Source organism: Streptomyces sp. NPDC020490 (genome assembly GCF_044335305.1).
In the GTDB taxonomy this organism is placed as follows: Bacteria; Actinomycetota; Actinomycetes; order Streptomycetales; family Streptomycetaceae; genus Streptomyces.
Window position 1 is genome coordinate 61051 of sequence record NZ_JBIRUY010000010.1, and the last position, 24456, is coordinate 85506.

At 70.6% G+C, this 24456-nt stretch carries 18 protein-coding genes; 12 read left to right on the forward strand and 6 right to left on the reverse strand.

What is annotated here, in order from left to right; translation table 11 throughout:
• Positions 1–19: 19 nt before the first annotated feature.
• Complete coding sequence (locus ACH4ZX_RS13090) at positions 20–217, reverse strand: DUF397 domain-containing protein (protein ID WP_398271670.1); 198 nt, start codon at positions 215–217, stop codon at positions 20–22.
• A complete protein-coding gene (locus ACH4ZX_RS13095; protein WP_398271854.1) occupies positions 214–1032 on the reverse strand; it encodes a helix-turn-helix domain-containing protein in 819 nt (272 codons plus the stop codon). The genes ACH4ZX_RS13090 and ACH4ZX_RS13095 overlap by 4 nt, the downstream gene beginning before the upstream one ends.
• Positions 1033–1313: 281 nt before the next feature.
• On the opposite strand from ACH4ZX_RS13095, the gene ACH4ZX_RS13100 reads away from it, so the two are divergent.
• The 6 genes from ACH4ZX_RS13100 to ACH4ZX_RS13125 all read left to right on the forward strand — a co-directional run bounded on the left by ACH4ZX_RS13100 (position 1314) and on the right by ACH4ZX_RS13125 (position 9456).
• Positions 1314–2411, forward strand: a complete 1098-nt coding sequence (locus ACH4ZX_RS13100) for a hypothetical protein (RefSeq protein ID WP_398271672.1) — start codon at positions 1314–1316, stop codon at positions 2409–2411.
• Between the two features lie 46 nt (positions 2412–2457).
• Complete coding sequence (locus ACH4ZX_RS13105) at positions 2458–2904, forward strand: hypothetical protein (protein ID WP_398271674.1); 447 nt, start codon at positions 2458–2460, stop codon at positions 2902–2904.
• Between the two features lie 215 nt (positions 2905–3119).
• Positions 3120–3431, forward strand: a complete 312-nt coding sequence (locus tag ACH4ZX_RS13110; RefSeq protein ID WP_398271676.1) for a hypothetical protein — start codon at positions 3120–3122, stop codon at positions 3429–3431.
• Positions 3432–3438: 7 nt separating this feature from the next.
• Entirely contained in the window at positions 3439–7830 is a 4392-nt protein-coding gene (locus tag ACH4ZX_RS13115) for a DUF6531 domain-containing protein (protein ID WP_398271677.1), read from the forward strand.
• 48 nt (positions 7831–7878) lie between these two features.
• Complete coding sequence (locus tag ACH4ZX_RS13120; protein WP_398271679.1) at positions 7879–8241, forward strand: hypothetical protein; 363 nt, start codon at positions 7879–7881, stop codon at positions 8239–8241.
• Positions 8242–8913: 672 nt separating this feature from the next.
• Entirely contained in the window at positions 8914–9456 is a 543-nt protein-coding gene (locus ACH4ZX_RS13125; RefSeq protein ID WP_398271680.1) for an HIT family protein, read from the forward strand.
• 14 nt (positions 9457–9470) lie between these two features.
• Here ACH4ZX_RS13125 and ACH4ZX_RS13130 read toward each other — a convergent pair whose 3' ends face one another.
• The 4 genes from ACH4ZX_RS13130 to ACH4ZX_RS13145 are packed head-to-tail and all read right to left on the reverse strand — an operon-like array spanning position 9471 to position 12738.
• The gene (locus ACH4ZX_RS13130; protein ID WP_398271682.1) at positions 9471–10238 is read right to left on the reverse strand and encodes a hypothetical protein; all 768 of its coding nucleotides are present in this window, start codon (positions 10236–10238) and stop codon (positions 9471–9473) included.
• Positions 10235–11347, reverse strand: a complete 1113-nt coding sequence (gene thiL / locus ACH4ZX_RS13135; RefSeq protein ID WP_398271684.1) for a thiamine-phosphate kinase — start codon at positions 11345–11347, stop codon at positions 10235–10237. Before thiL ends, ACH4ZX_RS13130 begins: the two co-directional genes overlap by 4 nt.
• Positions 11348–11350: 3 nt before the next feature.
• Positions 11351–12034 carry a (d)CMP kinase gene (locus ACH4ZX_RS13140; RefSeq protein WP_398271685.1) on the reverse strand — a complete coding sequence of 228 codons (684 nt, stop codon included), beginning with the start codon at positions 12032–12034 and terminating at the stop codon, positions 11351–11353.
• A gap of 20 nt (positions 12035–12054) precedes the next feature.
• Positions 12055–12738 carry an HIT family protein gene (locus ACH4ZX_RS13145; RefSeq protein ID WP_398271687.1) on the reverse strand — a complete coding sequence of 228 codons (684 nt, stop codon included), beginning with the start codon at positions 12736–12738 and terminating at the stop codon, positions 12055–12057.
• A 317-nt stretch (positions 12739–13055) separates the two neighbouring features.
• Between ACH4ZX_RS13145 and ACH4ZX_RS13150 the strand changes: the two genes are divergently transcribed.
• The 6 genes from ACH4ZX_RS13150 to ACH4ZX_RS13175 all read left to right on the forward strand — a co-directional run bounded on the left by ACH4ZX_RS13150 (position 13056) and on the right by ACH4ZX_RS13175 (position 24438).
• On the forward strand, positions 13056–13556 hold the full coding sequence (locus tag ACH4ZX_RS13150; protein ID WP_398271689.1) for a class I SAM-dependent methyltransferase: 501 nt from the start codon (positions 13056–13058) through the stop codon (positions 13554–13556).
• 131 nt (positions 13557–13687) lie between these two features.
• Positions 13688–14161, forward strand: a complete 474-nt coding sequence (locus tag ACH4ZX_RS13155) for an ATP-binding protein (protein WP_398271690.1) — start codon at positions 13688–13690, stop codon at positions 14159–14161.
• Positions 14162–14289: 128 nt separating this feature from the next.
• Positions 14290–18213: a hypothetical protein gene (locus ACH4ZX_RS13160; RefSeq protein ID WP_398271692.1), complete on the forward strand. Its 3924-nt coding sequence runs from the start codon at positions 14290–14292 to the stop codon at positions 18211–18213.
• On the forward strand, positions 18213–20945 hold the full coding sequence (pglZ, locus tag ACH4ZX_RS13165) for a BREX-2 system phosphatase PglZ (protein WP_398271693.1): 2733 nt from the start codon (positions 18213–18215) through the stop codon (positions 20943–20945). The genes ACH4ZX_RS13160 and pglZ overlap by 1 nt, the downstream gene beginning before the upstream one ends.
• A complete protein-coding gene (brxD, locus tag ACH4ZX_RS13170; protein ID WP_398271695.1) occupies positions 20942–22291 on the forward strand; it encodes a BREX system ATP-binding protein BrxD in 1350 nt (449 codons plus the stop codon). Before pglZ ends, brxD begins: the two co-directional genes overlap by 4 nt.
• Positions 22288–24438, forward strand: a complete 2151-nt coding sequence (locus tag ACH4ZX_RS13175; protein ID WP_398271697.1) for a DEAD/DEAH box helicase — start codon at positions 22288–22290, stop codon at positions 24436–24438. Before brxD ends, ACH4ZX_RS13175 begins: the two co-directional genes overlap by 4 nt.
• The last annotated feature ends 18 nt before the right edge of the window (positions 24439–24456 follow it).

The window sequence follows — 24456 nt, forward strand, 5'->3', positions numbered from 1 at the left end:
CCGCCCCTCCCGCACCACGTCAGCCGCGCGCGGCCATCCTCACGAATGCCGCCCACGGCTCCGCACCGACATGGACGACCGCGTCTTCCGGCCGCTTGGAGTCGCGAACCAAAACGGCAGCGGGAACGGCGGCAACCTCCACGCACTGGCCGCCGTCTCCCGCGCTGTAACTGCTTTTCCTCCAGGTCAGCTCTGCTGCCCGATGCTCGTCCTTCACAGCTCTCCCAAGCGCTTCTCGATCCAAGACAGCGACTCCCTCGGGGTCATGGCCTGCGCCCGGATAACCCCATAAGTGGACTCGAACCCTTGAACCTTCGCCGGTTTGGTGTGGAGGGCGCTGTTGCTCTGCACCTCCGTGTAGGCAATCCTGCGCCCTTCTCGCGAGAGGATCAACGTGAAAGGACCAGCAACTCCGGCGTGCTCCTCGCGGTCGGTCGGCATGACCTGAATCTCGATGTTCCGCTCGTGGCCGGTCAGCAGCAGATGTTCCAACTGGGCCCGATGCACGGACCGGCCGCCCAGAGGTCTCAAGATGACGTGCTCCTCGATGACGAAGCTCAAGAGCGGCTTGGGACAACGTGACAACAGCTTCTGTCGATCCAGTCGGGCTGCCACCCGTTGTTCCACCGTCTCGGCGTCCAGCAACGGGCGCCACATCCCGAAGACAGCCCGCATGTACTCTTCGCACTGCAACAGGCCGTTCACCAACTGAGCGTCGTAGGCATGAAGTTCCGCAGCGTCCGCCTCCAGACTCGCGAACCGGCGAAAGAACGACGGATACCGAGCCTTCGCCACCTCCTCCTTCATCGCCGCCAGCACACCCCGTGCCCCCACCGCCCGGTCCACCGCGTCGATCAGTTCCGGCTTCGGGATGCGCCGTCCCTGCTCCACCGCCGCGATCTGCGCCTCGCCGTACCCGACCCGCTCGCCCAACTGCGCCTGCGTCAGCCCGGCTGCCTCCCGCAGCAGCTTCATCTGGCGGCCGAAGCAGCGCAGGAAATCCCCGCTGGAGTCAGGCTCCGCGCCGCCCATGCCCGAGTCCGCACCCACGTCCACGTCCCTCGCCTCCCGCCGCCGGACCGACCGTCCACCCTTCCCGCAGGCTAGGAACACCCGTGCGTCAAGGGCGCCCGAACAGGGACAAGTTGGCTCGTACGAGTGACAGGCCCCCGCAGGAACCGTTCTTCACGGATAGCGCTCACGCGAACACTTTGCGTGCGCTACGGTCGCCTCAGCGCACCACACAAAACGGCCCCCGCGACGGCTGCAACCGTCCGCGAGGGCCTGAACCACCAGTGGAAGTGGACTCCACCGTGATTTACCGGCACTTTATCGCGCCCCCGCGCGCCTTCACGCAGTTCTCCCACGACCTCATCCGGCACCCCCGGCTGTCCTCCGACGCCGTCCGCCTCCTGACCTGGCAGCTCTCCCTCCCCGAGGGCGCCCGCGAATCACTCTCCCGGACCGCCGAACGCGCCCGCATCGGAGGCTGCGCCTTCACCCGGGCCAAGCGGCAGCTCAAGGACGAGGGGTTCGTGCACGAGCGGCGCGTCCAGGGACCCGGCGGGCACTGGGTCACCCAACAGCTCGTCTCCAACGTACCGTTGAGCCCTGGGGAAGCCGCCAAGCTCCTCGCCCGCATGCCCGTGTCGCCGCAGGTCGCACCGAGTGCCCCGAATCCGATCGTCGGTGAGCGGACTGGTCGGCTCACCGACGGTCTTCCCTACCGCAACACCTGTGGGAACACCTCCAACCAACCCCCCAAACCCCCCGAGGACGCGCCCGATGCCGCCGAGACCGCCCAAGCCCCCGAAGCCCCGCACCCCTCGCCAGCCCCGCAAGCCGCGCAGGCCCAGGAAGCGGTAGGCCACGCCCACGGAAGCGACCAGCCCGATCCCCCGCTCCCCCGCCTCGACGAGGCCCGCGCCCTCGTCGACGCGCTCCCCGCCCTCTCCCCCGACCTGCGGCACATCCCGCGCGCGATGCACGCCGAGCTGACGGATCTCACCGCCCGCTGGCTGGCCGCCGGCCACCCGCCCGCCGCCGTCCGCCTGCACATCCTGCGCGGCCTGCCCGACGACGGCACCCCCGTCCGTCGCCCCGGCGGCCTGCTGCGGCACCTTCTGCGCGACGTACCGCCCCCGGTGTCGCCCGCACCGGCTCCAGCAGCCGCCGCGTCACCCCCGCGCACCCCCGACGCCGGGCAGCCCGGTACCCCTCCGCCCCCGCACCCGTCCCCGCGCCTCTCCGCCCGCCTGACGGGCACCCGGGAGTGCGCGGGCGACCATCTGCAGCCGATGCTGTTCCGGCCGGTCGGTGACGAGACACTGTGCCGTCACTGCCTCAACACCCCACCGGCCGAGGGCAGTCGGCACACACCGCCCGTCCCGCTGCCCCAGGCCCCCGCATGACTCTCCTGACTCCCCGTGGTCAGCTGCCCCTGGCAGGATGCGCGTCATGGGAGCGAGAGACGACAGCGACGAGGCGTACGTCATCGGCCTGTGCAACCGGATCCTCGGCGAAACGGCCCTGACACAGCACCGGTTCGACTGGCTGCTCGGGGACCCGGGAGCCGGAGGCAGGCGGGTCAGGCTGCCGGTCGAGGCGTACTGGCCCGGTCACCGGCTGGTGGTCGAGTACCGGGAACTCCATCACGACCGGCCGGTGCCACACTTCGACAAGCCGGACCGGCTCACCGTGAGCGGTGTCCACCGGGGTGAGCAGCGCGCCCTGTACGACGCGCGCCGGGAGACCGAGATACCCGCCCACGGGCTGCGGCTGGTCGTGGTCCGGCCCGCCGACCTCGACGCGGACAAGCGCGGGCGGCTGCGGCGCGACGAGGCGGCCGACCTGCCGGTCCTGCGGAGGATCCTCACCCAGGCCGGCGACGAGGACCGGGCATGAGGTGACGGGCGCAGCGGGGCGGTGCGTACGCCGGACGCGGGGTTCCGGCCCGTTCCGGCCCGTCGGCAACGAGACACTGCGCCGTCACTGCCTCACACTTCACGAGCCGGCCACCTTTACCCCTGCTTGACAGCCGCCTTACCTCGCGCATAACCGCCTTCAATAGTGTCGTGAGGTTGGCATGTGCACAGCGTGAATAGCGGGGGGTGGGTGGCGTGTCGGACCTGAAGAAGACAGCCACGTCCATGCACAAGGCGGCGACGGGGCTGCGGCATGTGGGGCATCACACGGCGAAACCGTTGCAGGAGTTCAAGGCTCAGTCCCACGACCTGGGCGCGCTGGGCGCACTCGGCTCGCTGCTCAGCGCCACGGACGAGATCCGCAAGGGCATGACCACCCTGACCAGGCTGACCAAGGCGCTGGAAGAGGAGTGGGAGGCGGAGGCGAAGCTGATCGGCGAGGTCTCCGACGCCTTCGACCTGCTGGATGTGCTGATCGCTGCCACGGCGCAGGAAAAGAAGGGCTGAGCCGGGCGTGGTCGACCTCAACCCCCTCCACTACGTCAACAAGTTCAACCACATGTTCGGCGACTCCATCGCCAGTGGTCTGGAGTTCCTGGGCATCTCGGATCCGGCGGTGGACCCGGACGGGGTGCGGGAGATCGCCAAAAAGTGGCGGCATCTGGCCACCGGCCTGGACGACGCCGCGGAGGCGTCCCGCAAGGCCGTCGCCGAGGTGGAGTGGGAGGGCAAGGCGGCCAAGGCCTTCGACAAGCGCTCCAAGGCCGCCCGCAAGCAGGCCAGGGAGATGGCCCACTCGCTGAGGGAGGGCGCGAAGGCTCTGGACGGCTTCGCGGACAAGGCGCACGAGTTGCTGTCCGAGATCGGTGTGATCCTGGCGGAGATCGTCGAGTTCGAGATCGCCGGTCTGGCCCTGTCGATCCTGACCGCCGGCGCCTCGGAGGTCGCCTCCACCCTCATGGCGGGCGAACGGGCGCTGAAGGTGGTGGCGCTGGTCGGCCGGATCGAGGAGGAGGGCACCGCGCTGGGCTCCGTCATCCGCGGGGTGATGGAAGTCATCCGCGGTGTGGAGCGGGCGCTGAAGACGCTCAAGGAGATCCGGGGTGTCGCCGCGGTGGCCAAGATGGCCAAGGGCGGCGCGGAGTTCACGGCGTTCGAGACGCTGCTGCAGGATCCCTCCGCCTTCAAGGACCCGGAGAAGCTGGCCGGGATCCTGGCCCAGGGCGCGGTGCTGGGCGTCGGCTTCGGCGTCCTGGGCAAGGCCCTCGGCAAGGGACTCAAAGCACTGGGCCCCGCCGCCCTGGCGAAGCTGAGCCAGGCCATGGGGCTGGACTGCGCCGCCTTCGAGCGCCTGAAACTCAACCCGGGCTTCGACAAGCTGCCCGCCTCCGTCCGCAACATGGTCAAGAAGTTCGTGCGGGACCCGATCGACGTGGCCACCGGCGACATGGCCCTCACCCGCACCGACGTGTCCCTGCCGGGCGTGCTGCCGCTGATCCTCACGCGCACGCACCTCTCCTCCTATCGGTGGGGCGGCTGGTTCGGCCCCACCTGGGCCTCCACCCTCGACCAGCGGGTCCAGGCCGACGACGAGGGCTTCGTGTACGCGGCCGCGGACGGCGCCCGCCTCTGCTTCCCACGCCCGGACCCGGAGACCAACGACCCCGTCGGTCCGCAGACGCCCGGCTCCCGCCTCACCCTGTCCTGGGACACCGAGACCGACGGCGCCGTCCGCGTCACCGACCCCGACACCGGGCTGACCCACGTCTTCCACTCCCCGGTCCCGGCGGCCGGCGACACCGCCGTCGACCTGCCCCTCCAGCACATCGTCGACCGCAACGGCAACCGCATCACCGTCCACTACGCCGACGGGGACGTCCCCGCCGCGGTGATCCACTCCGGCGGCTACCGCATCGCCCTCGACCACGACCCGGCCCGCTCCCGCATCACCGGCCTGCGCCTGCTCGACCCCGCCCACCCGAACCGCCCCGGCACGACCCTGCTCACCTTCGGCTACGACGAACAGGGCCGGCTGACCGAGGAGACCAACTCCTCCGGCCTGCCGATGCGTTACACCTACGACGCCGAAGGCCGCATCACCTCCTGGACCGACCGCAACGACACCACCTACTGGTACCGCTACGACGAACAGGGCCGCGTCACCGCCACCGGCGGCACCGGAGGTGCCCTCGCCTCCACCCTCACCTACGACACTGCCACCCGCACCACCCGCGTGACCGACTCCCTCGGCCACACCCGCGTCTACGAGCACAACGAAAACCTGCGCCTCGTCCGCGAAACCGATCCGCTCGGCAACACCACCCGCCGGGAGTGGGACGATCAGCTACAACTGGTAGCGGTCGTCGATCAGTTGGGGCGCGCTACGAAACTCCGCTACGACCCCCTGGGGAACGTGGTCCAGGTGGTCCGGCCTGACGGGCACGAGACGACCGTTGCTCACAACACCCTGGGTCTGCCCGAGACGGTGACGCACCCGGACGGCTCTGTGTGGCGCCAGACCTATGACGAGCGCGGCAATCGCACCACCGTGTGTACGCCGGGCGGGGTCGAGTCCCGCTTCAGTTACGACGCGGCCGGCCGTCTGACGGCAGTGACCGACGGGCTCGGCCACACCACGGTGGTCCGCTGCAACACCGCGGGTCTGCCTGTCGAGGTCATCAACCCGCTGGGGCAGACATTCCGTTACCAGCGCGACGCCTTCGGCCGCACCGTCAAGGTCACCGATCCGCTCGGCGCACCCACCCGACTGCGGTGGACCGCTGAAGGCCGCTTGGCTTCCCGGACCTCCGCGGACGGCACGGAGGAGTCCTGGGCCTACGACGGGGAGGGAAACTGCGTCAGCCATACGGACAGGAACGGGGCGGTCACCTCGTCCGAGTACACCTGCTTCGACCTGCTGGCCGCACGCACCGGCCCTGACGGCGTGCGCTACGAGTTCACCCACGACACCGAACTACGCCTGTCGAGAGTGACCAATCCACAGGGGATGACCTGGGATTATGCCTACGATGCCGTGGGCCGGCTCACCTCGGAGACCGACTTCGACGGCCGAACCCTCACGTACACCCACGACGCCGCGGGACGTCTCACCAGCCGCACCAACGCGCTCGGCCAGACCGTGCGCTACGACCGTGACGCTCTCGGCCGGGTGATCCGCAAGGACGCCGAAGGCCGGGTCACCACCTACGAACACGACGTGTCGGGCCGGCTCGTCCGTGCCGTCGGGCCGGACACTTCACTCTCCGTCGAGATCGACGGAAGCGGACTGCCTCGGTCCGAGACCGTCGACGGCCGTACCGTCACCTACGCCTACGACCGCCTGGGCCGCCGTACCCGACGCACCACCCCCACGGGCGCGACCAGCACGTGGTCGTACGACGCCGCAGGCCGACTCATCGAACTGACCGCCGGTGGCCGCCCGGTCGGCTTCGACCGCGACGAGGCCGGCCGGGAGACAGCCCGCCGCATAGGCGACAACATCTCCCTCGCCCACACCTTCGACGTGCTGGGGCGGCTCACAGGGCAGAGCCTGCTCACCGCAGACGGCCAAGCCGTCCAGCAACGAGCCTTCACCTACCGATCCGACGGCCTCGTCACCCAGATCGACGACGCGCTCAACGGCACCCGGCGCTTCGATCTCGATGCCGCGGGCCGCGTCACCGCCGTTCACGCCCAAGGGTGGACCGAGAGCTACGCCTACGACGAGGCGGGCAATCAGACGGACGCGGCCTGGCCGGCCGCCCATCCCGGGCAGGAGGCAACCGGCCCACGCGTCTACCAGGGCACCCGCATCAACCGCGCCGGGCGGGTCCGCTACGAGCATGACGCCCAGGGCCGGATCACCCAGCGCCGCAAGACCCACCTGTCCGGGAAGTCCGAGACGTGGAGTTACGCCTGGGACGCCGAAGACCGTCTCGTCTCGGTCACCACCCCCGACGGCACACGCTGGCGCTACCAGTACGACCCGCTCGGACGCCGTTCGGCCAAGCAACGCCTTGCCCCGGGCGACGAGAGCGTCGTCGAGCAGACCGACTTCACCTGGGACGGCCACACCCTCTGTGAGCAGACCAGCGTGGCCGATGGCCCCTCCTGCCCAGTCGTTCTGACCTGGGACCACGACGACCGCCGGCGCCCGCTCGCCCAGACGGAACGCATCACCGCCGCAATGGCATCCCAAGAGGTCATCGACCAGCGCTTCTTCGCGATCGTCACCGACGTCATCGGCACCCCGACAGAACTCGTCGACGAACGGGGCGCCATCGCCTGGCGCAGTCGCGCCACCCTGTGGGGCACGACCACCTGGAACAGCGATGCAGCGGCCTACACTCCGCTCCGCTTCCCGGGCCAGTACTACGACCCTGAAACCGGCCTGCATCACAACCACTTCCGCACCTACGATCCCCAAACCGCCCGCTATCTCACCCCCGACCCCCTTGGGCTCGCCCCCGCCCCCAACCCGACGACCTACGTGCACAATCCGCACACCTGGAGTGATCCCCTGGGACTCGCCCCGGAATGCGGGGAGGAGTCGGAATACCTCTACAGAGGAGTCCCCAAGGGCCACCCCAAATATGACGAAGCCCTGCAAGGGGCAGCGGTCCCGCACGGTGGACATTCCGACCCCGGACGCCATGCCGGCGGGAACACTGAAAGCGAGTTCACATCATGGACTCATGACTACGAAGACGTGGCGCTCGACGCCGCGGAGGAACTCGGCCCCGGAGGAATCGTCTTGAGGATTCCCAGGGACAGTGTTCCACCAGAAATTGACTACGTGATCCACGGAACGGATTACGAGGTCTACGAGGAGATGGAGCATGCCCTGAAAGGAACCGTGAAGGGCGCTGAGATCAGCGTCGACAGAGGACCTTGGCGCAGGCCCTGACCGGCCCGCCCTATACTCGCCGCAACCCTGCTACAGACTGGCAGTCAAGTGGAACGTGAGACTTTGCAGCGCCTGCTCCGAACGGGCGGCCAGGTTGCGCAGCAGTGCGCCGACGCCCTGACGCAGGGCGCGGAATTCGAACTGTGGCCGGACCAGTCGCCGAAAATGCGCCTGGTCTCCCTCTACGCCCGCAGAGAGCGGACACTCCAGAAGACCGGCCAGCCTTCCATTGGATTTGCTGCGGCTGTCGAGGATCTCCGCGCATACCCGGGAGAAAGCCTGCTGACGGGATACGTCGACGACCGGCCGAACGGCGGCTACTACTTCCAGATCTTCACCGATCCATCGACGGAGACTCTGGTTGCCTGCCTGGGCGTGAGGCCATCCCCGGACGATCCTCCGCCTGCCTGAACGCCATCTTCGGCAAGCGCCGACTCCAGGACGCCGCGGCCACCCGCCGGTCGGCCTGCGCGCGGAGCCGGGGCTCGTGCCGCCCTTCCCCTCCGGTCGCCTCGCCGCTCTCCACGAGCCGTGACGGACCGGCCGCACGGACCGGCGCACTACACACCATGCCGACACCGATGCCGGCCGGAGACGGAACCGTAGCCGCAGGGTAGGCCCGACACACGTCAACCGGGCGTCGAACGACGCCGGTTGCCTCCTGTGAGTGAACTGGCGCCGCACGTTCCCTTCCTCGGACCACCCCACCCCTTTTCGTGCGATACCGTCGCCTCCGCAACCAGCCGGTCCGCACCGCAGCGATCGCCGGCTCGGCCCCCGGTCCCCGAAACGCACCGGTAGGACTTTCTGAGCGTGCGGCCTGCTCGCACCCACGCCTCACCGTGTCAGGCGTGGAGGACGGCTAGCGTACCGCCGAGGATTTCGCTACCGTTCGAGGTGCTAACCATCAGTCCACCCAACTCATCACCATCGCCCGATTTTTGATGAAGTGCATGACTGTGGGCGGGGCACCCGGGGTTGTGCGACGAGAGTTCTCAACAACACCCCACAAGCCCGTCTGCCGCGACATCATGGTGCGTGCGCGGCTACACGGAGTCGACCTCAGAGAGAATGGAGCGAGCGATGGACCAGGAACGGTCGGACGCCGAAGGAATTTTCCCCTCGCTCTTCAGAAGGTTAAGCCACTGGATTCGACGCAGTTCGGCGGAGACCGATTCCGCATGCATTTTCTGCCGGCGGGACCAACCCGATCTGAACAGAATTTTGCAGCAGAACAAGACGTTCTACGTCCGCTATGACAACTTCCCGGCCACCGCCGGCCATGTGGAGGTCGTTCCCAAACGCCACGTGGAGTCCTTCTTCGAGCTGACCGCCAGGGAGGTCAAGGACGCCTATGCCCTCATCCTCGCCACGCGGGAACGCCTCACGGAGGAACACGACGACCTCGACGGGTTCACCATCGGCGTCAACGAGGGGCGAGCGGCCGGACGAACCGTCGACCACCTGCACATCCACCTGATCCCCCGGCGCTTCGGGGATGTCGCGGATCCTCGTGGCGGAATCCGGCAGGCGGTCCCGAACTGCGAGCCGGACCTCTGGGCCGCCAAACCCGACGAGGAACCCGAGCTGAGGCAGCTCACCGACGCTCATACCGGCCGCCGCTGAGATCCACGGCCGGATCACAGGACGTCGAAGTCGTCCTGCCCGATACGGGAGCACAACGAGTTCAGTTCGTGCCAGAAGTCATCCACGTCCATGGCAGCGTGGCCGTGTCGGGCATCGACGCTGACGCATCCGATGAAGTCACCCCCGCGGCTCCTGATCGGGCTCGCGAAGACCGCCCCGCGGTGCGCCACACGCCGGAACTCCGACCAAGTCAGGCCCATCACCGCGTCGGCGCCCCGGGCATCCCGGTACCGCTCGAACTCCTGTCGGTCCGTCAGCCGGTCCGCCAGTTCCCGCACGTCGAAGGACACCTCCTCGTTCCGCTTCCAGCAGAGGCCCACGACGCCCACCCCTTTGGTCGGCGCGAAGGACCTGGTGGCCGGGGTGCTTCCGAGGCGATACGTGACGGTGCGCCGGAGGTACCCCCGCAGCGGATGACGAAGCGACCGCTGGATCTGCCACACGTGCAGCCCGAGGTCACCCGTGTCCACGGGAGGCTGCGCGTTTCGCGCCACGGCCAGCATCTTGCCGAAGTGCGCCAGCACCTGCTGCCGGACGACGACCCGGCGCCCCACCCGCTGCCGGTCCGCGTAGCTCTGGAACGGGGTCAGGGCGCCGAACAGGGCGACCGTGCAGACGAGCGTGACGACGACATACGGATGGTTCAGCATCGCGTCGGCCCAGAACTGCTTGCTCGGCAGGTCGTACTGCCGGGCTATCAGCACCAGAGATGCCCCGAGCAGTATCGACCGGTCCAGGAACTTGGCGGTCAGCGCTCTCATCTGGACTGCGGGTCGGACGAGCCGGAGGCCAGCAGGCTGACGTCGGACTTCTGGTGCTTCCACGCCACCCCGGGCAACGGGCGCGTTCCCTCATCACTCACCGCCCACGCCTCTCCGTCGTCGGTGGCTTCGCCGATCACGAAGAATTCCAGCCCCATGGCCGCGAACTCCGCGCGGCACGCCTCCAGATCATCCGGGGCAAGGGTGAAGGCCAACTGGAAGTCGGACGAGGCGCTCATCGTCAGAGCCAGCGGATCGACCCGCATGAGGTCCGCGACCATGCGCACCGCGGGGTCGACGGGGACGTCCCGCTCCGTGACGCGGAAGCCCACCCCGCCGGCCTGCATGATCTGCTCGATGGTGGCCTTGAGCCCGTCAGAGGTGTCCTGGCACGACGTGGCGAACGGCTTCTCGGCCAGGACACGTCCCTCGGCCACGCGGGCCCGGGGCCTTCGCCAACTGTCCAGCAGCCTCCGCGCCGCGTCCGCAGGAAGCCTGCGGGGAAGGAAGGAGTCCTCTTTCGGGAAATACGCGACCGCGGCTCCGAGCAGGCCGCAGGCGCCCGTGACACAGAGGAGGTCTCCCGGCCTGGCGCCGCTCCGTTTGAGTACCTTGCCCGGCCGGCAGACGCCCAGGGCGGTTCCGGAGAGGATGACGCGCTCGGCGTTGCCGATGTCGCCGCCCACGTTGAGGGTCCCGAAATCGGTACACGCCTGATGGATTCCGGCCATGACCTCCCGGAACCCCGCATCGTCCAACTCATGCGGGTAGCGGACGACGCTGAGCAGGCCGATGGGTGTCGCGCCCATGGCGGCGATGTCGCTGATGTTGGCCGCTGCCAGGTAATAGCCGATATCGAAGTCCGATAACAGGCCCATTTCGTGGAGAATGAATTTCGGGCCGCGAATGTAGTCCGATCCCACGACCAGGGTCACCGGCGATCCGATGTCGTACACCGCGCAGTCGTCCCGCACGTCCGCGCCCATGCTCAGGACCACGTCCAGACCGTCCGGTCCCACACCGGCTCCGGACTGACTGCTGAAGAATTCGCTGACCAGTTGCTTCACCCGTGTCGGCTCGTCCGAGTAGACCGGTTCCTGGGAGGTCACGATTCATCGCACCTTTCTCTGAGTACCTGGCGCCGAGGCGTTCGTCAGCCTGTTCAGGGCGCATGTGGACACCGCCGGAGCGGGAAGATACGTCGTGTCGATCTCGATGGAGTCGGGGAGCGACCGGACGGCGGCCCGGTTCTCCTCGTCGCGCTGCGTGGGCGGGCCCACTGCCGTGGAGCGGTCGCTCCGGTCGCGGTACTGCGCACGCCGCCGCTCCCTGCGCACGGCCAGACTGGCGGTCAGGTAGATCCGCAGACGCGCCGCCGGCAGGAGAGTCATGGCCACGTCTCTGCCGACGGCGACGACATCGCCGTGCTTCTCGACGATGGCCTGATGCATGCGCAGGATCTCCTCGCGCCAGGCGGAATCCCCTGCGACCGCCTTGAGTCCGCCGTCCAGGGACATGTCCCAGATGTCCTCGGTGATGTCCTCACCGTGCAGGAGAATGGCGTGATCCTGAACCAGCTCTCCCGACCTGTCGTACACGACGGGCCGGTGCTCCAGAGCGGAGTGCAGTCGGGTGCGCAGGCTCTCCGCCGGCTCCCGGGAGAGAGCGTAGGCCAGGCTTCGATAAGTGAGTCCGGTATCCAGGAAAGCCAGCCCGAGGGACTGGGCGAGACGTGTGGCCAGTGTGGTTTTACCGCTGGCCGTAGGACCGTCGATGGAAATCGAGACGCGCGGCACGTGCCGCCCTCCACATGTGCTCAGAATGACGTCCCCACGGCCGGCAGGGCGTCCCGCCAACTCCTGGTGAGCGTCATGGTCTCGCGGAGCAGTTCCTTGCGGACGACCAGGGCGTAGTCCCAGAGCGGGTCGGGGATGTCCAGCAGACGGCCGACGACGGAGCGCAGATACTGGCTGCGCATGGGGGTATGCCCGTCGTACACCTTGTATTCGCCCTCATGGGCACAGAGAAAATACGGCTCGCCCCGCAGGGCCGCCAGGCCTTTGATGTCCGTGAGGGAAACAGCGGGCAGCCCGTCCGCCGCTATCAGAGAATCGACGTGCTGACCGTCGACGGGCAGTATGTGCCAATGCGCGTGAGAAATGCACGCGCGTGTCCGCATGGCGGCGGAGGATCCATGCTCAAGTATCGTAAGCGGTCCGAAGGCACTTCGATATAAGGACTTTAAGACCGAGAACACGGCCGCCAGTTCACCATGACGCACATCGACGAACTCGGCAAAGCTGAGATAATGTTCGACCGGGAGAAGCAGCAGATGACCGGCGCACAGGGGAGACATGTCGGCGATGAGTCGGAACCGCGAGGTTTCCCAGATGACACGGCTCGGCGGGTCGCCCCCGTAAATCGCCGAGAAAGTGGTGTCCGGCGCACCGGCGATTTCCTCACAGAATTCCGAATCGACACAGCGGAGTCCGCTTTCCATGCCTACCCCTTGCCCAAGGGCTCAGCCGAGGAGAGAATAAAGTCGGGAGGACTTTACAGGATGCCGCAGGGACACACAAGTAAAAAGGTTGTCGCTCGTCGAAGTTGACTGAAACAATGTACGTCGGATTGTCTGCGCCTTTTCGGCTCTGTCTTCTGCATGGATGGTGAGTAATGCGTGAGGCCGATAGAAACCACCCAGCGGGTCCAGGACAGAGTAGACGCTCCTCCCCCTCGGGGACGGCAGGCTATGGCGCCGCGGCCGAAGATCTCGCGCGCCAGTACGAAAGCATCTCCTTCCAAAATGTCCACGGTGAGATGCTCCCCCTGTTTCCGCCTCCTCCCGCCAGGGTCGCCGACCTGGGCGCCGGGTCCGGCAGGGACGCGGCGGCGCTCGCCGGACTGGGCCACGACGTGGTGGCGGTCGAACCGACGCCCGAACTCCGCGAGATCGGACAGCGACTGCACGCGGACGCGCCCCTCACCTGGATCGACAGCGCACTGCCCGGACTCCCCGGCGTGCACGGACCCTTCGACCTCGTGCTGATCGTCGCCGTATGGATGCACCTGGAGCACGGAGACCGGGAGGCAGCCATGACGCGCGTCCGGTCGCTGCTGTCCCCGACGGGGCGCGTGCTCATCACCCTTCGGCACGGTCCCGTCCCACCCGGGCGGCGTATGTTCGATGTTCCCCTGTCCGAGACGATCCGGCTGGCGCGCCGGGCCGGACTCGACGTACTGACGGTCCGCGAGCAGCCGGACCTGCAGCGACGCCCAGGGGTCTCGTGGAGCGTGCTGCTACTGCGGGCCAGGCTCTGACCGGGCGAAGCGCGCGCCTGCCAGGGGGCAACCCCGACAACCCCGACAGAGCTTCCCGTCGCCCCCACAGAGCGCCACCGTGGGGGTGTCGTACCTGGTGAGCGGGGGTTTCACCACGGGATCTTCGGGACATGACCACGTCCCCCCGCCAGGAGCGGCGGTCCACGCTGCCGCTCCCGCTCGCCGACCAGACGGTTCTCTCGTTCCGCTTCACCGCGTCCCCACGCGGCGCCCGGCTCGCCCGCCGGCTCGCCTCCTGCCAGATGGACGCCTGGGGCTGGCGCCACCGGACCCCCGTGCACGATTCCGTGGAACTGATCGTCGCCGAACTGGCCAACAACGCCGTGACCCACGGCCGCGTGCCCGGACGCGACGCCAGTCTGCGTCTGACGCGGTTCCGCGTCACCGGCCGCATCCGCATCGAGGTCAGCGACGCCCGCGGGGAGCGGCACCCCGCCCCCGTCCGGGACGGCCTGCCCGATGACGAAGGCGGACGCGGTCTCGCGCTGGTCGCCGCACTGGCCGAGGAGTGGGGCATCGCCCCGCGGCCCGGCGCGCCGGGCAAGACCGTGTGGGCGGTGGTGGCGGCGCCCGGCACGCCGTAGCAGCGGCCCGGCCCGCGCTCCCGCACCGGTCCACTCCCCGCAGACCGCCCCAGCCGCCCGCCGCGACCTGGCAGGATGAATGGGACGTACAAGGGACACACGGGGACCACGGGGAGCGGGAGCAGTCGATGGCCAGGGGCGCGGGCGAGACGGTCGTACTGAGAGACGTGCTCGACATCAAGGAGGACGTCTACGCCGGCGACTTCAAGGTCGAGCTGTCCCAGGGGTTCACCGGCAGGGCCGCCGGGCGCGTCGAGGAGTACGTCGTCACCCCGCAGCTGCAGGAGCAGTTCCGCAAGGCGCTGAACCTGGTGCGCGGCGCGGTACGCAAGAACACCTCATACGCCGCCTACCTGCACGGCTCCTTCGGCGCCGGTAAGAGCCACTTCCTCACCGTGCTGCACGCCGTCCTCAACAACGACCCGTCCGTGCGGACCAAGCCGCGGCTGCGGGAGGTCGTCGCCGAGCACGACGAGTGGCTGCGCGGGAAACGGTTCCTGATGGTGCCCTACCACCTCGTGGGCGCCGCGAACCTGGACGAGGCGCTGCTCGGCGGGTACGTGCGGGCGGTGCGCGAGCGGCACCCGGAGGCGCCCACCCCGATCGTGTTCCGTTCCGACGCCATGCTGGCGGACGCCCGGCGCATGCGGGAGCAGCTCGGGGACGACGCCTTCGTGCGGCTGCTCCCGGCCGACCCCGGCGGCCCCGACGACGGCGAGGACGACGAGCTGCAGGTGATCGGCGCCGGCGGGGCCTGGACGTCCGGCGAGCTGGACGACGCCTTCACTGCGCCCGCCGGGGACCAGCGGCGCGAACGGCTGGTGTCCGCGCTGCTCAGCGGGCCGATGCGGTCGTACGCGGAGAGCGCGCACGGTGACGCGGCCAAGTACGTGCCGCTGGAGACCGGGCTCGCCGCGATCAGCAGGCACGCCCGCGCCCTGCACTACGACGGCGTGGTGCTGTTCCTCGACGAGCTGGTGCTGTGGCTCCAGGCCCACATGAGGGACCGCACCTTCGTCAACAGCGAGATCCAGAAGCTGGTGAAGCTGATCGAGTCGGGCGACGCGGAACGGCCCGTGCCGATCGTGTCGTTCATGTCGCGTCAGCGCGACCTGTCCCAGCTCGTCGGCTCCGACGTGCTCGGCGCCGACGTCAAGGCGATGGAACAGGCCCTCGAATACCTCAACGAGCGGTTCGACACCGTCGACCTGGAGGACCGCAACCTGCCGGAGATCATCAAGGAGCGGGTGCTGAAGCCGCTGCCCGGCAAGGAGGCGGTGCTGGAGAGCTCCTTCGCCGGCATCGACCGCTCCAACCAGCAGGTCAAGGACATCCTGCTGGACGGCGGCGGCGCCACCCAGGCCGACTGGTCCGACTTCCGGGCCGTGTACCCGCTGTCCCCGGCGCTGCTCAACGTCCTCGTCGCCCTGTCCGGCGCGCTCCAGCGCGAACGCACCGGCCTCAAACTCGTCCAGCAACTGCTGCAGCACAACGCCGGCGCCGCCGTCGGCCGGCTCATCCCGCTGGGCGACCTGTGGGACGTCCTCGTCGACGGCACCCGCGCCGCCTTCACCGACAAGCTGAAGCGCGAGTCCGAGGCCGCGGTGAAGTTCCACGCCAAGGCGCGCGCCCACCTGCTGGACAAGTACGGCTCCGACACGCACACCGACTTCCAGGCCGACGACCGGTTCGTCAAGACACTGCTGCTGGGCGCGCTCGCCCCCGACGTGCCCGCGCTGCGGCGGCTGACCGGGGCCCGGCTCGCCGCGCTCAACCACGGCTCGGTGCGCTCCCGGACCGTGCCCGCCGGCGACGTCGTCGTGCGCCGCATGCGCGACCTGCAGGCCGCGTTCCCGTCCGAGGTGCGCTCCGACGGCGAGGCCGACCCCGTGTTCTCGCTGCACCTGTCCGACCTCGACATCGAGCCGCTGCTCGACGCCGTCGCCGAGGAGGACAAGGCGGGCGTGCGCCGGGTGTGGCTGCGCGACCGGCTGTGGGACGCCATCGGCGTGCGGGACGGGCAGTTCGTCGCCGAGAAGGAGATCGTCTGGCGGGGCACCCGGCGCGTCGCCGAGTTCGTCTTCGGCAACGTACGCGACCGCGCCGACCTGCCCGACGAGCAGTTCACCCCGGCCACGTCCGGCAACGTGCGGTTCGTCGTCGACTACCCCTTCGACGACGGCGACCACTACCCCAGCGACGACTTCCACCGCGTCGAGGAGCTGAGGAAGGACGGGCTGACCGCCCCGACCCTGGTCTGGCTCACCGACTTCTTCTCCGACCAGCGCAAGGCACAGCTCGGCCGGCTCATGCGGATCACCTTCCTGCTGGAGCGCGACCGGCTCGCCGACTACACCGGCACCTTCCCGCCCGACGACCGGGCCAAGGTCAGGCGGCAACTGGAGGTGGCCCGCGACACGCTCACCGATCAGCTCACCGGCGCGCTCGCCGAGGTGTACGGCCTGGCCCGCCCCACCGACGCCAACCCCGGTCCCGAAGTGCCCGACGGGCGGCACGTGCTCTCGCTCCAGCCGGAGTTCACGCAGCCCCGCACGGAAGGCGGCAAGGGCTTCGAGGCGAACGCGCAGCACCTGGCCGACGGCATGTTCTCCGCGCTCTATCCCAAGCACCCCGACTTCGGGCCGGACCCCAAGGGGCAGCGCAAGGCGGTGACGGCCGGTGAGCTGCGCACCGCCCTGGAGTGGATCACCCGGGCGATGGACGAGGGCGGCCGCGCCCAGAACGTCGACAGCCACCACCTGAAGACCGTCAAGCGGATCGTGGAGCCGCTGGAACTGGGCACCGTCCACGACGGCCCCCTCGTCATGCGGCAGGACTGGCGCACCCGCGTCAACCAGGCCGCGTCCGCGCACAAGCAGCGCGGCGACCTCGCCGTCGAGGACATCCGCAACTGGATCACCAAGGACCTCGGCCACGGCGGGCTCGACAAGCTCACCGGGAACCTCCTCATCGCCGCGTACGCGCTGCTCGACGACCGGGCCTGGGTGTACCAGGGCGGCCCGGAGCGGGAGGCGCCCGCCCTGCACGAGATCGGGCCCGGCTGGTCGCTGCGGTCCCAGCCGCTGCCCGGCGAGGACGAGTACGCGGCGGCCCGGGACCGGGCGGCCAGGCTGTTCGGCGTCACCGCCAAACCGGCCATGTACGCGCGCAACGTCAACCGGCTCGCCGAAGGCATCCGTGCCCGGGCGGAGAGCTGGGAGAAGGACGTGGCCGGGGTGCGGGCGTCGCTGGAACGGCACGCCGCACTGCTCGGACTGGACACCCCGGGCCAGGCCGCGCCGCGCACCGCGATCCTGCGGGAGGCCGCGGGCCTGCTCGCCCGGCTGACCCGGCACGGCAGCGACGCCACCGCGCTGGTGCGCGAGCTGGCGTCGGCCTCGTTCACCGCGACCGAGCGGGACCTCAACACCGCCATGGGCAGCGCCGGCGAGGTACTGCGGGCACTGGACGGTGCCGCCTGGCCCGCCCTGACGAACGTACGCGGCCTGATCGGCCGTGAGGACGGCGTGGGCGACCGGGCACGACGGCTGTTCGACGAGATCGCCGTCACCGCCCGGGCCTCCGAGTTCGAGCGGCCGCTGGTGCCGGTGCTCGGCGAGGCGGGCGAGAAGGCCAACGCGATCATCAACGCGGCGCTGGCGGTGGAGACCGCGTTCACGCCCCGGCAGGAGCCCGCGCCGGCCGCGCAGGACGTACGGGTCAGCGAGCCGGAGGTGGCGACCCACCACCCCGCGGGGCCGCAGCCGGGGGCGGGCGGCACGGTGGTGCCGTCGCAGGCCGACCCCGCCGCCGCTCAGGCGCCGGACGCTTCCGGCACACCGCCGCGCGCTCCGAGATCGGGGCGCCGGGTCGTCGCCGCGGCCGGTGCGACGCCGCTGGAGGAGCTGCTGGCCGGTGAACTCGCCGGTGTCCGCGACGACATCCGCGCCTATCTCGCCGCCCACCCGGACGCCGCCGTGGAGATCAGCTGGCGGCCGGTGGAGTCCGCGGAGGGTGCCGAGAGCGCCGAGAGCGCCGGGGAGGCCCGCTGATGGCGGCCCGGCCCGCCGCCGGGCGGCGCGCCGTCGAAGTACTGCTGGAGACGGAACTGCCCGGGGCCGAAGGCCGCCGCCTCGTGCTGGTCGACGCCGTGTGGGCGGGCAGCGACGAAGAACGCGAGTTCACCGTGCAGGTGGACGGCGGCACGCGCCGCGTCCGCGTCACCGACCAGGACTCGCCGCTCGGCATCGCCGACGCCTGGCGGCGCCACCTCGCCGACACCGGCGAGGACGGCGACGGCGTCCTGGTCGTCACCGGCAGCGTCCCCGCCGACCAGCTCGGCTGGGACCTGCGCGGACACGCGGTCCGCCGCCGGCCGCTGGCCGTCGAACGGGCCGACATCGTCAAGCAGCTTTTCGGAGCCGGCGACCTCGACACCCGGATGGTGCGCGAGACCTGGCTGCTCGACGCGCTGCTGGAGGCCGAACCGCCCGGCGGCTGGCCGCGCACGGGTTCCGTCCTCACCCGCGACCGGGCCGTACGGGCCCTGCTGGCCGCCCGCGTCGGACTCGGTGACGCCGCGGACGACTCCCTGGACCTGGACGCGGACACCCTCTTCGACTGGAGCCGCACCCCGGCCGGGCCGCGGCGCTTCGCCGAACTGCCTCAGCAGGAACGCGCCGGGCTGACCACCTGGCTGGACCAGGTGGCCGGGCCTGCGGCGCCCACCCTGCTCGCGCTGGCCGCCGACGGCCGCGGCGCCGACGCGCTGCCGCTGGGCGCGCTCGCCTCGGCGGCCCTGGCCTGCCCGGCCGCCGCCGACGCCGGGTTCGCCCTGGGCACCCTCTTCGGCGAATCCCTGCGGTCCTTCGACGCGCTGACGCCGTACGCGGCCGCCGCCACCGGAGTGCTGACCCGGTGGATCGCACAGGCGGAAGCCGGCGGCCCGTCCGGGGCGGACGCCCGCGCCCGGGTGCTGGCCGTGCTGGAGCAGGCCGACCGGCTCGCCGAGACCGCGCGGCTGACCGGCCTGCTCACCGGCGACCGGCTGCTGCCCTCCGGATACCGGGCCCGGCTGCGGACCCTCGCCACCACGCTCGACGCCCGCCCCGCCGCCGCCGAGGCCGCGCTGCGCGACCTCGCGGACCACCAGCTCACCAGGCTCCACGCGGAGTCCACCGAACGCGCACGCACCGCCGTCCGGCTGCTGCGCTGGCTCGACACCCCGCTCCCGCCGCTGGAGTCGGCCGGCCAGAGCGTGCGCCGTCACATGGAGTCCACCGGCTGGGTGGACCTGGCGACCGGCATCCTCGCCGAGGGCGACACCTCACGCGACGGCACGGTCGGGGAGGCCTACCACCGGCTCATCGGCCGGGTGCGGGACCGGCGCCGGCAGCTCGACGAACGGTTCGCCCAATCCCTCGCCACCTGGGTGGAAAGCGCGTCGCAGCAGGCGCCGAACGGGGCGCTGCTGATCGAGGACGTCCTGACGGAGGCAGCCGCTCCGCTCGCCCGGGAGGGCGGCCGGCCGCTGATCCTCGTCCTGGACGGAATGAGCGCGGACGTCGCCGCCGAACTCGCCGCCGGGCTCGACCGGCGGGACTGGACCGAGATCGTCCCCACCGCACCCACGGGACGCCGTCCCGGCCGGCTCGCCGCGGTCGCCATGCTGCCGACCGTCACCAGGATCAGCCGGGCCTCCCTGCTCGCGGGCACGGCCACCGAGGGCGGCCAGGACGTGGAGCGGGCCGGCTTCACGGCCTTCTGGAAGAAGCGGCGCCGGGCAGCCAGGCTCTTTCACAAGGGAAGCTACGAAGGAGCCGCCGGGCACCGGCTCGCTCCCGAACTGCTGGGCGCGCTCCAGGACGACGACACCGTCGTCGGAGTCGTCGTCAACACCATCGACGACGCGCTGGCCGACGGGCGGGAGAACGGACGCGCCCGGTGGGGCACGGCCGACATCGCCAGACTGGCCGACCTGCTCGACGCCGCCCGCGGTGCGGGCCGGCCGGTCCTGCTCGTCTCCGACCACGGGCACGTCCTGGACCGCAGCCCGCGTGAGGCGGGGCCCACACCGGCCGACGGGGTGGAGGGAGCCCGCTGGCGCACCGGCCCGGCCCAGCCCGGCGAGGTGGAGCTGGCCGGGCCGCGCGTGCGGGCCGGCAACGGGCGGATCACCGCCGCCTGGCGTGACGACCTGCGCTACACCTCCCGCCAGGCGGGCTACCACGGGGGCGCCTCACTCGCCGAGGTCACCGTGCCGGTCCTGGCCTTCGTCCCGTCCGGCAGCGAACTCCCGTCCGGCTGGACGGCGCTGCCCGCGGAGAACACAGCCCCCGCATGGTGGCGGGGCGGCGGAACAGCCGAACCGCCGCAGCCCGCCCCGGTGCCGCGCGGCAGGGACACCCGCAAACAGCAACCGCCGCAGTCCGAAGGGCTGTTCCCGCAGCCCGGACACGGCACACTCGGCGAACGGACCGTGCGCAGCAAGCCGTACGAGACGCAGCGCGAGTTCGTGCGCAACGCGCCCGGCAACACCGCCGTGGCCGCGGCGCTCGACGCACTGCTCGAAGCGGGCGGCAAGCTGTCACCGGCCGCCGTCGCCGCAGCAGCGCAGTCGGCCACCGGCCGGTCGGAACGCAACCCCCAGCGGTTCGTCACCATGCTCGAACGTCTGCTCAACATCGACGGTTACCCGGTGCTCCAGCTCGTGGAGTCCGGGCGCACCGTCCACCTCGACAGGGAGCTGCTGCGGCAGCAGTTCACGGAAGGCACACAGGCGTGAGCACCCCGACTCCCCGACCGACCGGCACCGCCGGGATCAGCGCCGCACGCGCCCGGGACGTCGTCGACGCCCTGCGCCGCGGCACCGTACCGCAGCAGGGGCTCGGCCTGTTCGCCGTGGGCCTCGACCGGTTCACCGACGCCCTGGACGACGACCTGTCCACCGTCGCCCGCGGCGGCAGCGCCTTCCACGCCCTGCGCGGCGAGTACGGCTCGGGAAAGACGTTCTTCGCCCGCTGGCTCGCCGAACGGGCCAAGAAGCGCGGCCTGGCCGTCAGCGAGGTGCAGATCTCCGAGACGGAGACCCCGCTGCACCGCCTGGAGACCGTCTACCGCCGGCTCACGGAACGACTGACCACGTCCACGCATCCGCCGTCCGCGCTGCGCGCGTTGATCGACTCCTGGTTCTATGCCCTGGAGGAGGAGGTCATCGGCGCCGGAGAGGTGGACGAGAACGACGAGGCCGGACTCGCCCGTGCCGTGGACACCCTGCTGGAGCTGAGGCTCACGGACGTGGCCCGCACCACCCCCGCCTTCTCCGCCGCCCTGCGCGGCTACCGCGAGGCGGTCGCGGCGGGTGACGGGGCACGTGCCGAGGCGCTGATCGCGTGGCTCGGCGGACAGAAGTCCGTGGCCGCGTCGGCCAAGCGGTCCGCCGGGGTGCGGGGCGACCTGGACCACTTCGCCGCACTGGGCTTCCTGCAGGGCCTGCTGACCGTGCTGCGGGACTGCGGGCATCCCGGGCTGCTGCTCGTCCTCGACGAGGTGGAGACGCTGCAGCGGGTACGCGGCGACGTACGGGAGAAGTCCCTCAACGCCCTGCGGCAACTCCTCGACGAGATCGACGCCGGACGGTTCCCCGGCCTGTTCCTCGTCATCACCGGCACCCCCGCCTTCTACGACGGCCAGCAGGGCGTGCAGCGCCTGGCACCGCTGGCCCAGCGGCTGGCCACGGACTTCACCACCGACCCGCGCTTCGACTCCCCGCGGGCCGTACAACTGCGCCTGCCGGGCTTCGACCTCGCGTCCCTCGGCGAGCTGGGGCGGAAGGTACGCACCGTGTACGAAGCCACCGCCCGCCGTCCAGAGCGCGTCGCCGCACGGGCCGACGACGCCTACCTCGACGACCTGGCACGTGCCGTCACCGGCTCACTCGGCGGCAAGGCCGGCATCGCTCCCCGGCTCTACCTGCGGAAGCTGGTGGCCGACGTCCTCGACCGTATCGACACGTTCGACGACTTCGACCCACGTGTCCACTACACGCTCACGGTCAACACCGCGGAACTCGACGAGGTGGAACGCAACGCCGCGGCGAGCGCCGGAGACGTGGAGCTGGAGCTGCCGTGAGCGCCGCCGCGCTGGACCTGCTGGACCCGATCCTGACCCACCACATCGTCAACACGCTCGGCTGGCGCTCCCTGCGCCCCCTGCAGGAGGAGGCGATCGGGCCGCTGCTGTCCGGGCAGGACGCGGTGCTGCTGGCGCCCACCGCCGGAGGCAAGACCGAGGCCGCCGCATTCCCCCTGCTCACTCGCGCGCAGCGGCACGGGTGGAAGGGCACCGGCATCCTGTACGTCACTCCGCTCAAGGCGCTCCTGAACAACCTGCACCCCCGGCTGGAGACGTACGCGGGCTGGGTGGGCCGCACCGCGGAGCTGTGGCACGGCGACATCGCGACCAGCAGACGCCGCCGCATCCTGGCCCAGCGGCCGGACCTTCTCCTCACCACGCCGGAGTCCCTGGAAGCGATGCTGGTCAGCGCCCATGTGGACCACCGGACGTTCTTCTCCGGGCTGCACAGCGTGGTGGTCGACGAGGTGCACGCCTTCGCCGGTGACGACCGCGGCTGGCATCTGCTCGCCGTACTGGAGCGGCTGCAGAGGATCACCGGGCGGCCGGTGCAGCGAGTCGGTCTGTCGGCCACCGTCGGCAACCCGCACGAGCTGCTGGACTGGCTCCAGGGGTCGGGACACGGCCGACGGCCCGGGCAGGTCGTCGCACCCGGCGTGGCACCGCCCGAACCACGTACGGCAGCACCCCCGCTTTCCACCGCTCCCCCGCCGGGCGACATCGAGCTGGACTACGTCGGCTCGGTCGCCAACGCGGCCACGGTCGTCGCCGCCCTGCACCGGGGCGAGAAGCGCCTGGTGTTCTGTGAGAGCCGCCGCACCGTCGAGGAGCTGGGCGAGCAGCTCAGGCTGCGCGGTGTCACCACGTTCCTGTCCCACGCCTCACTGTCGGCGGACGAACGACGGCGTGCCGAACAGGCCTTCGCGGAGGCCCGGGACTGCGTGATCGTGTCCACCAGCACCCTGGAACTCGGCATCGACGTCGGTGACCTCGACCGAGTGATCCAGCTCGACGCTCCGCAGACCGTCGCGTCGTTCCTGCAACGCCTCGGCCGTACCGGCCGTCGCCCCGGCACCCGCCGCAACTGCCTCTTCCTCGCCCTCACCGACGCCGGTCTGCTGTCCGCGGCGGCCTTGCTGCTCGCCTGGTCGCGCGGCTGGGTGGAACCGGTGACGCCACCTCCTGAACCACGGCACCTGGTCGCCCAGCAGATGCTCGCCCTGTGCCTGCAGGAACACCGGGTCGGGGAGAACCTGTGGCAGGAGTGGTGGGGTGGGCTGGGAACCTTCGGGAAGGCCGCCGAGCCCATCGTGCACCACCTGGTGGAGCAGGGCTACCTGGACCGGGACGGCGGCCTGCTGTTCATCGGGCCCGAGGCCGAACGCCGCTTCGGGCAGCGGCACTTCATGAACCTGACGGCATCGTTCACAGCCCCGCCGGAGTTCACCGTGCTGAGCGGGCGGACCGAGATCGGCCGCACCGACCCGGATCTGCTCACCGAGGAGGTCGAGGGACCGCGGAAGCTGCTGCTGGCGGGCCGCAGCTGGCTGGTGACGTACATCGACTGGCGCCGCAGGCGCTGCTTCGTCGAGCCCGTGGACGAGGGCGGGCGTGCCAGGTGGAACGGCTTCGGCCCGGACCGTGTCCGGTCGTTCACCCTGACCCGTGCCGGGCGGCAGGTGCTGCTCGGCGATGACCCACCCGTCGTCCTCACCCGTCGCGCACAGGCCAAACTGGCCCAAGCGCGGGATGCCCACCGGGACGTGGTCCACCCGGCCGGTACGGTCATCACCCGCCGGGGGGACGGCGACGTCCGGTGGTGGACCTGGGGCGGACACCGGGCGAACGCCACCCTGACCGCCTCTCTCCCCTCCGTGGTGCTGCCCCACCGGATCACCGACGACCGCTTCCTGAGGCTGCGTGACGACGTGACCCCGCGGATGTGGCGAGCCGCCGCGGCGGACGCCGGCAACGGCGTGACACTGCCCGAGGTGGACGTACGCGCCGTGCGGGGCCTGAAGTTCGCGGAGGCACTGCCCCCACGGCTGGCGGAGGCCACCCTCGCCGCCCGGCTGGCGGACGCTCAGGGGGCGCGGGCGCTGCTGGCGGAGAACGTCCGGTTCCTGGTAGACACCGACGGCTGACCGCATCTGCCGAGACGG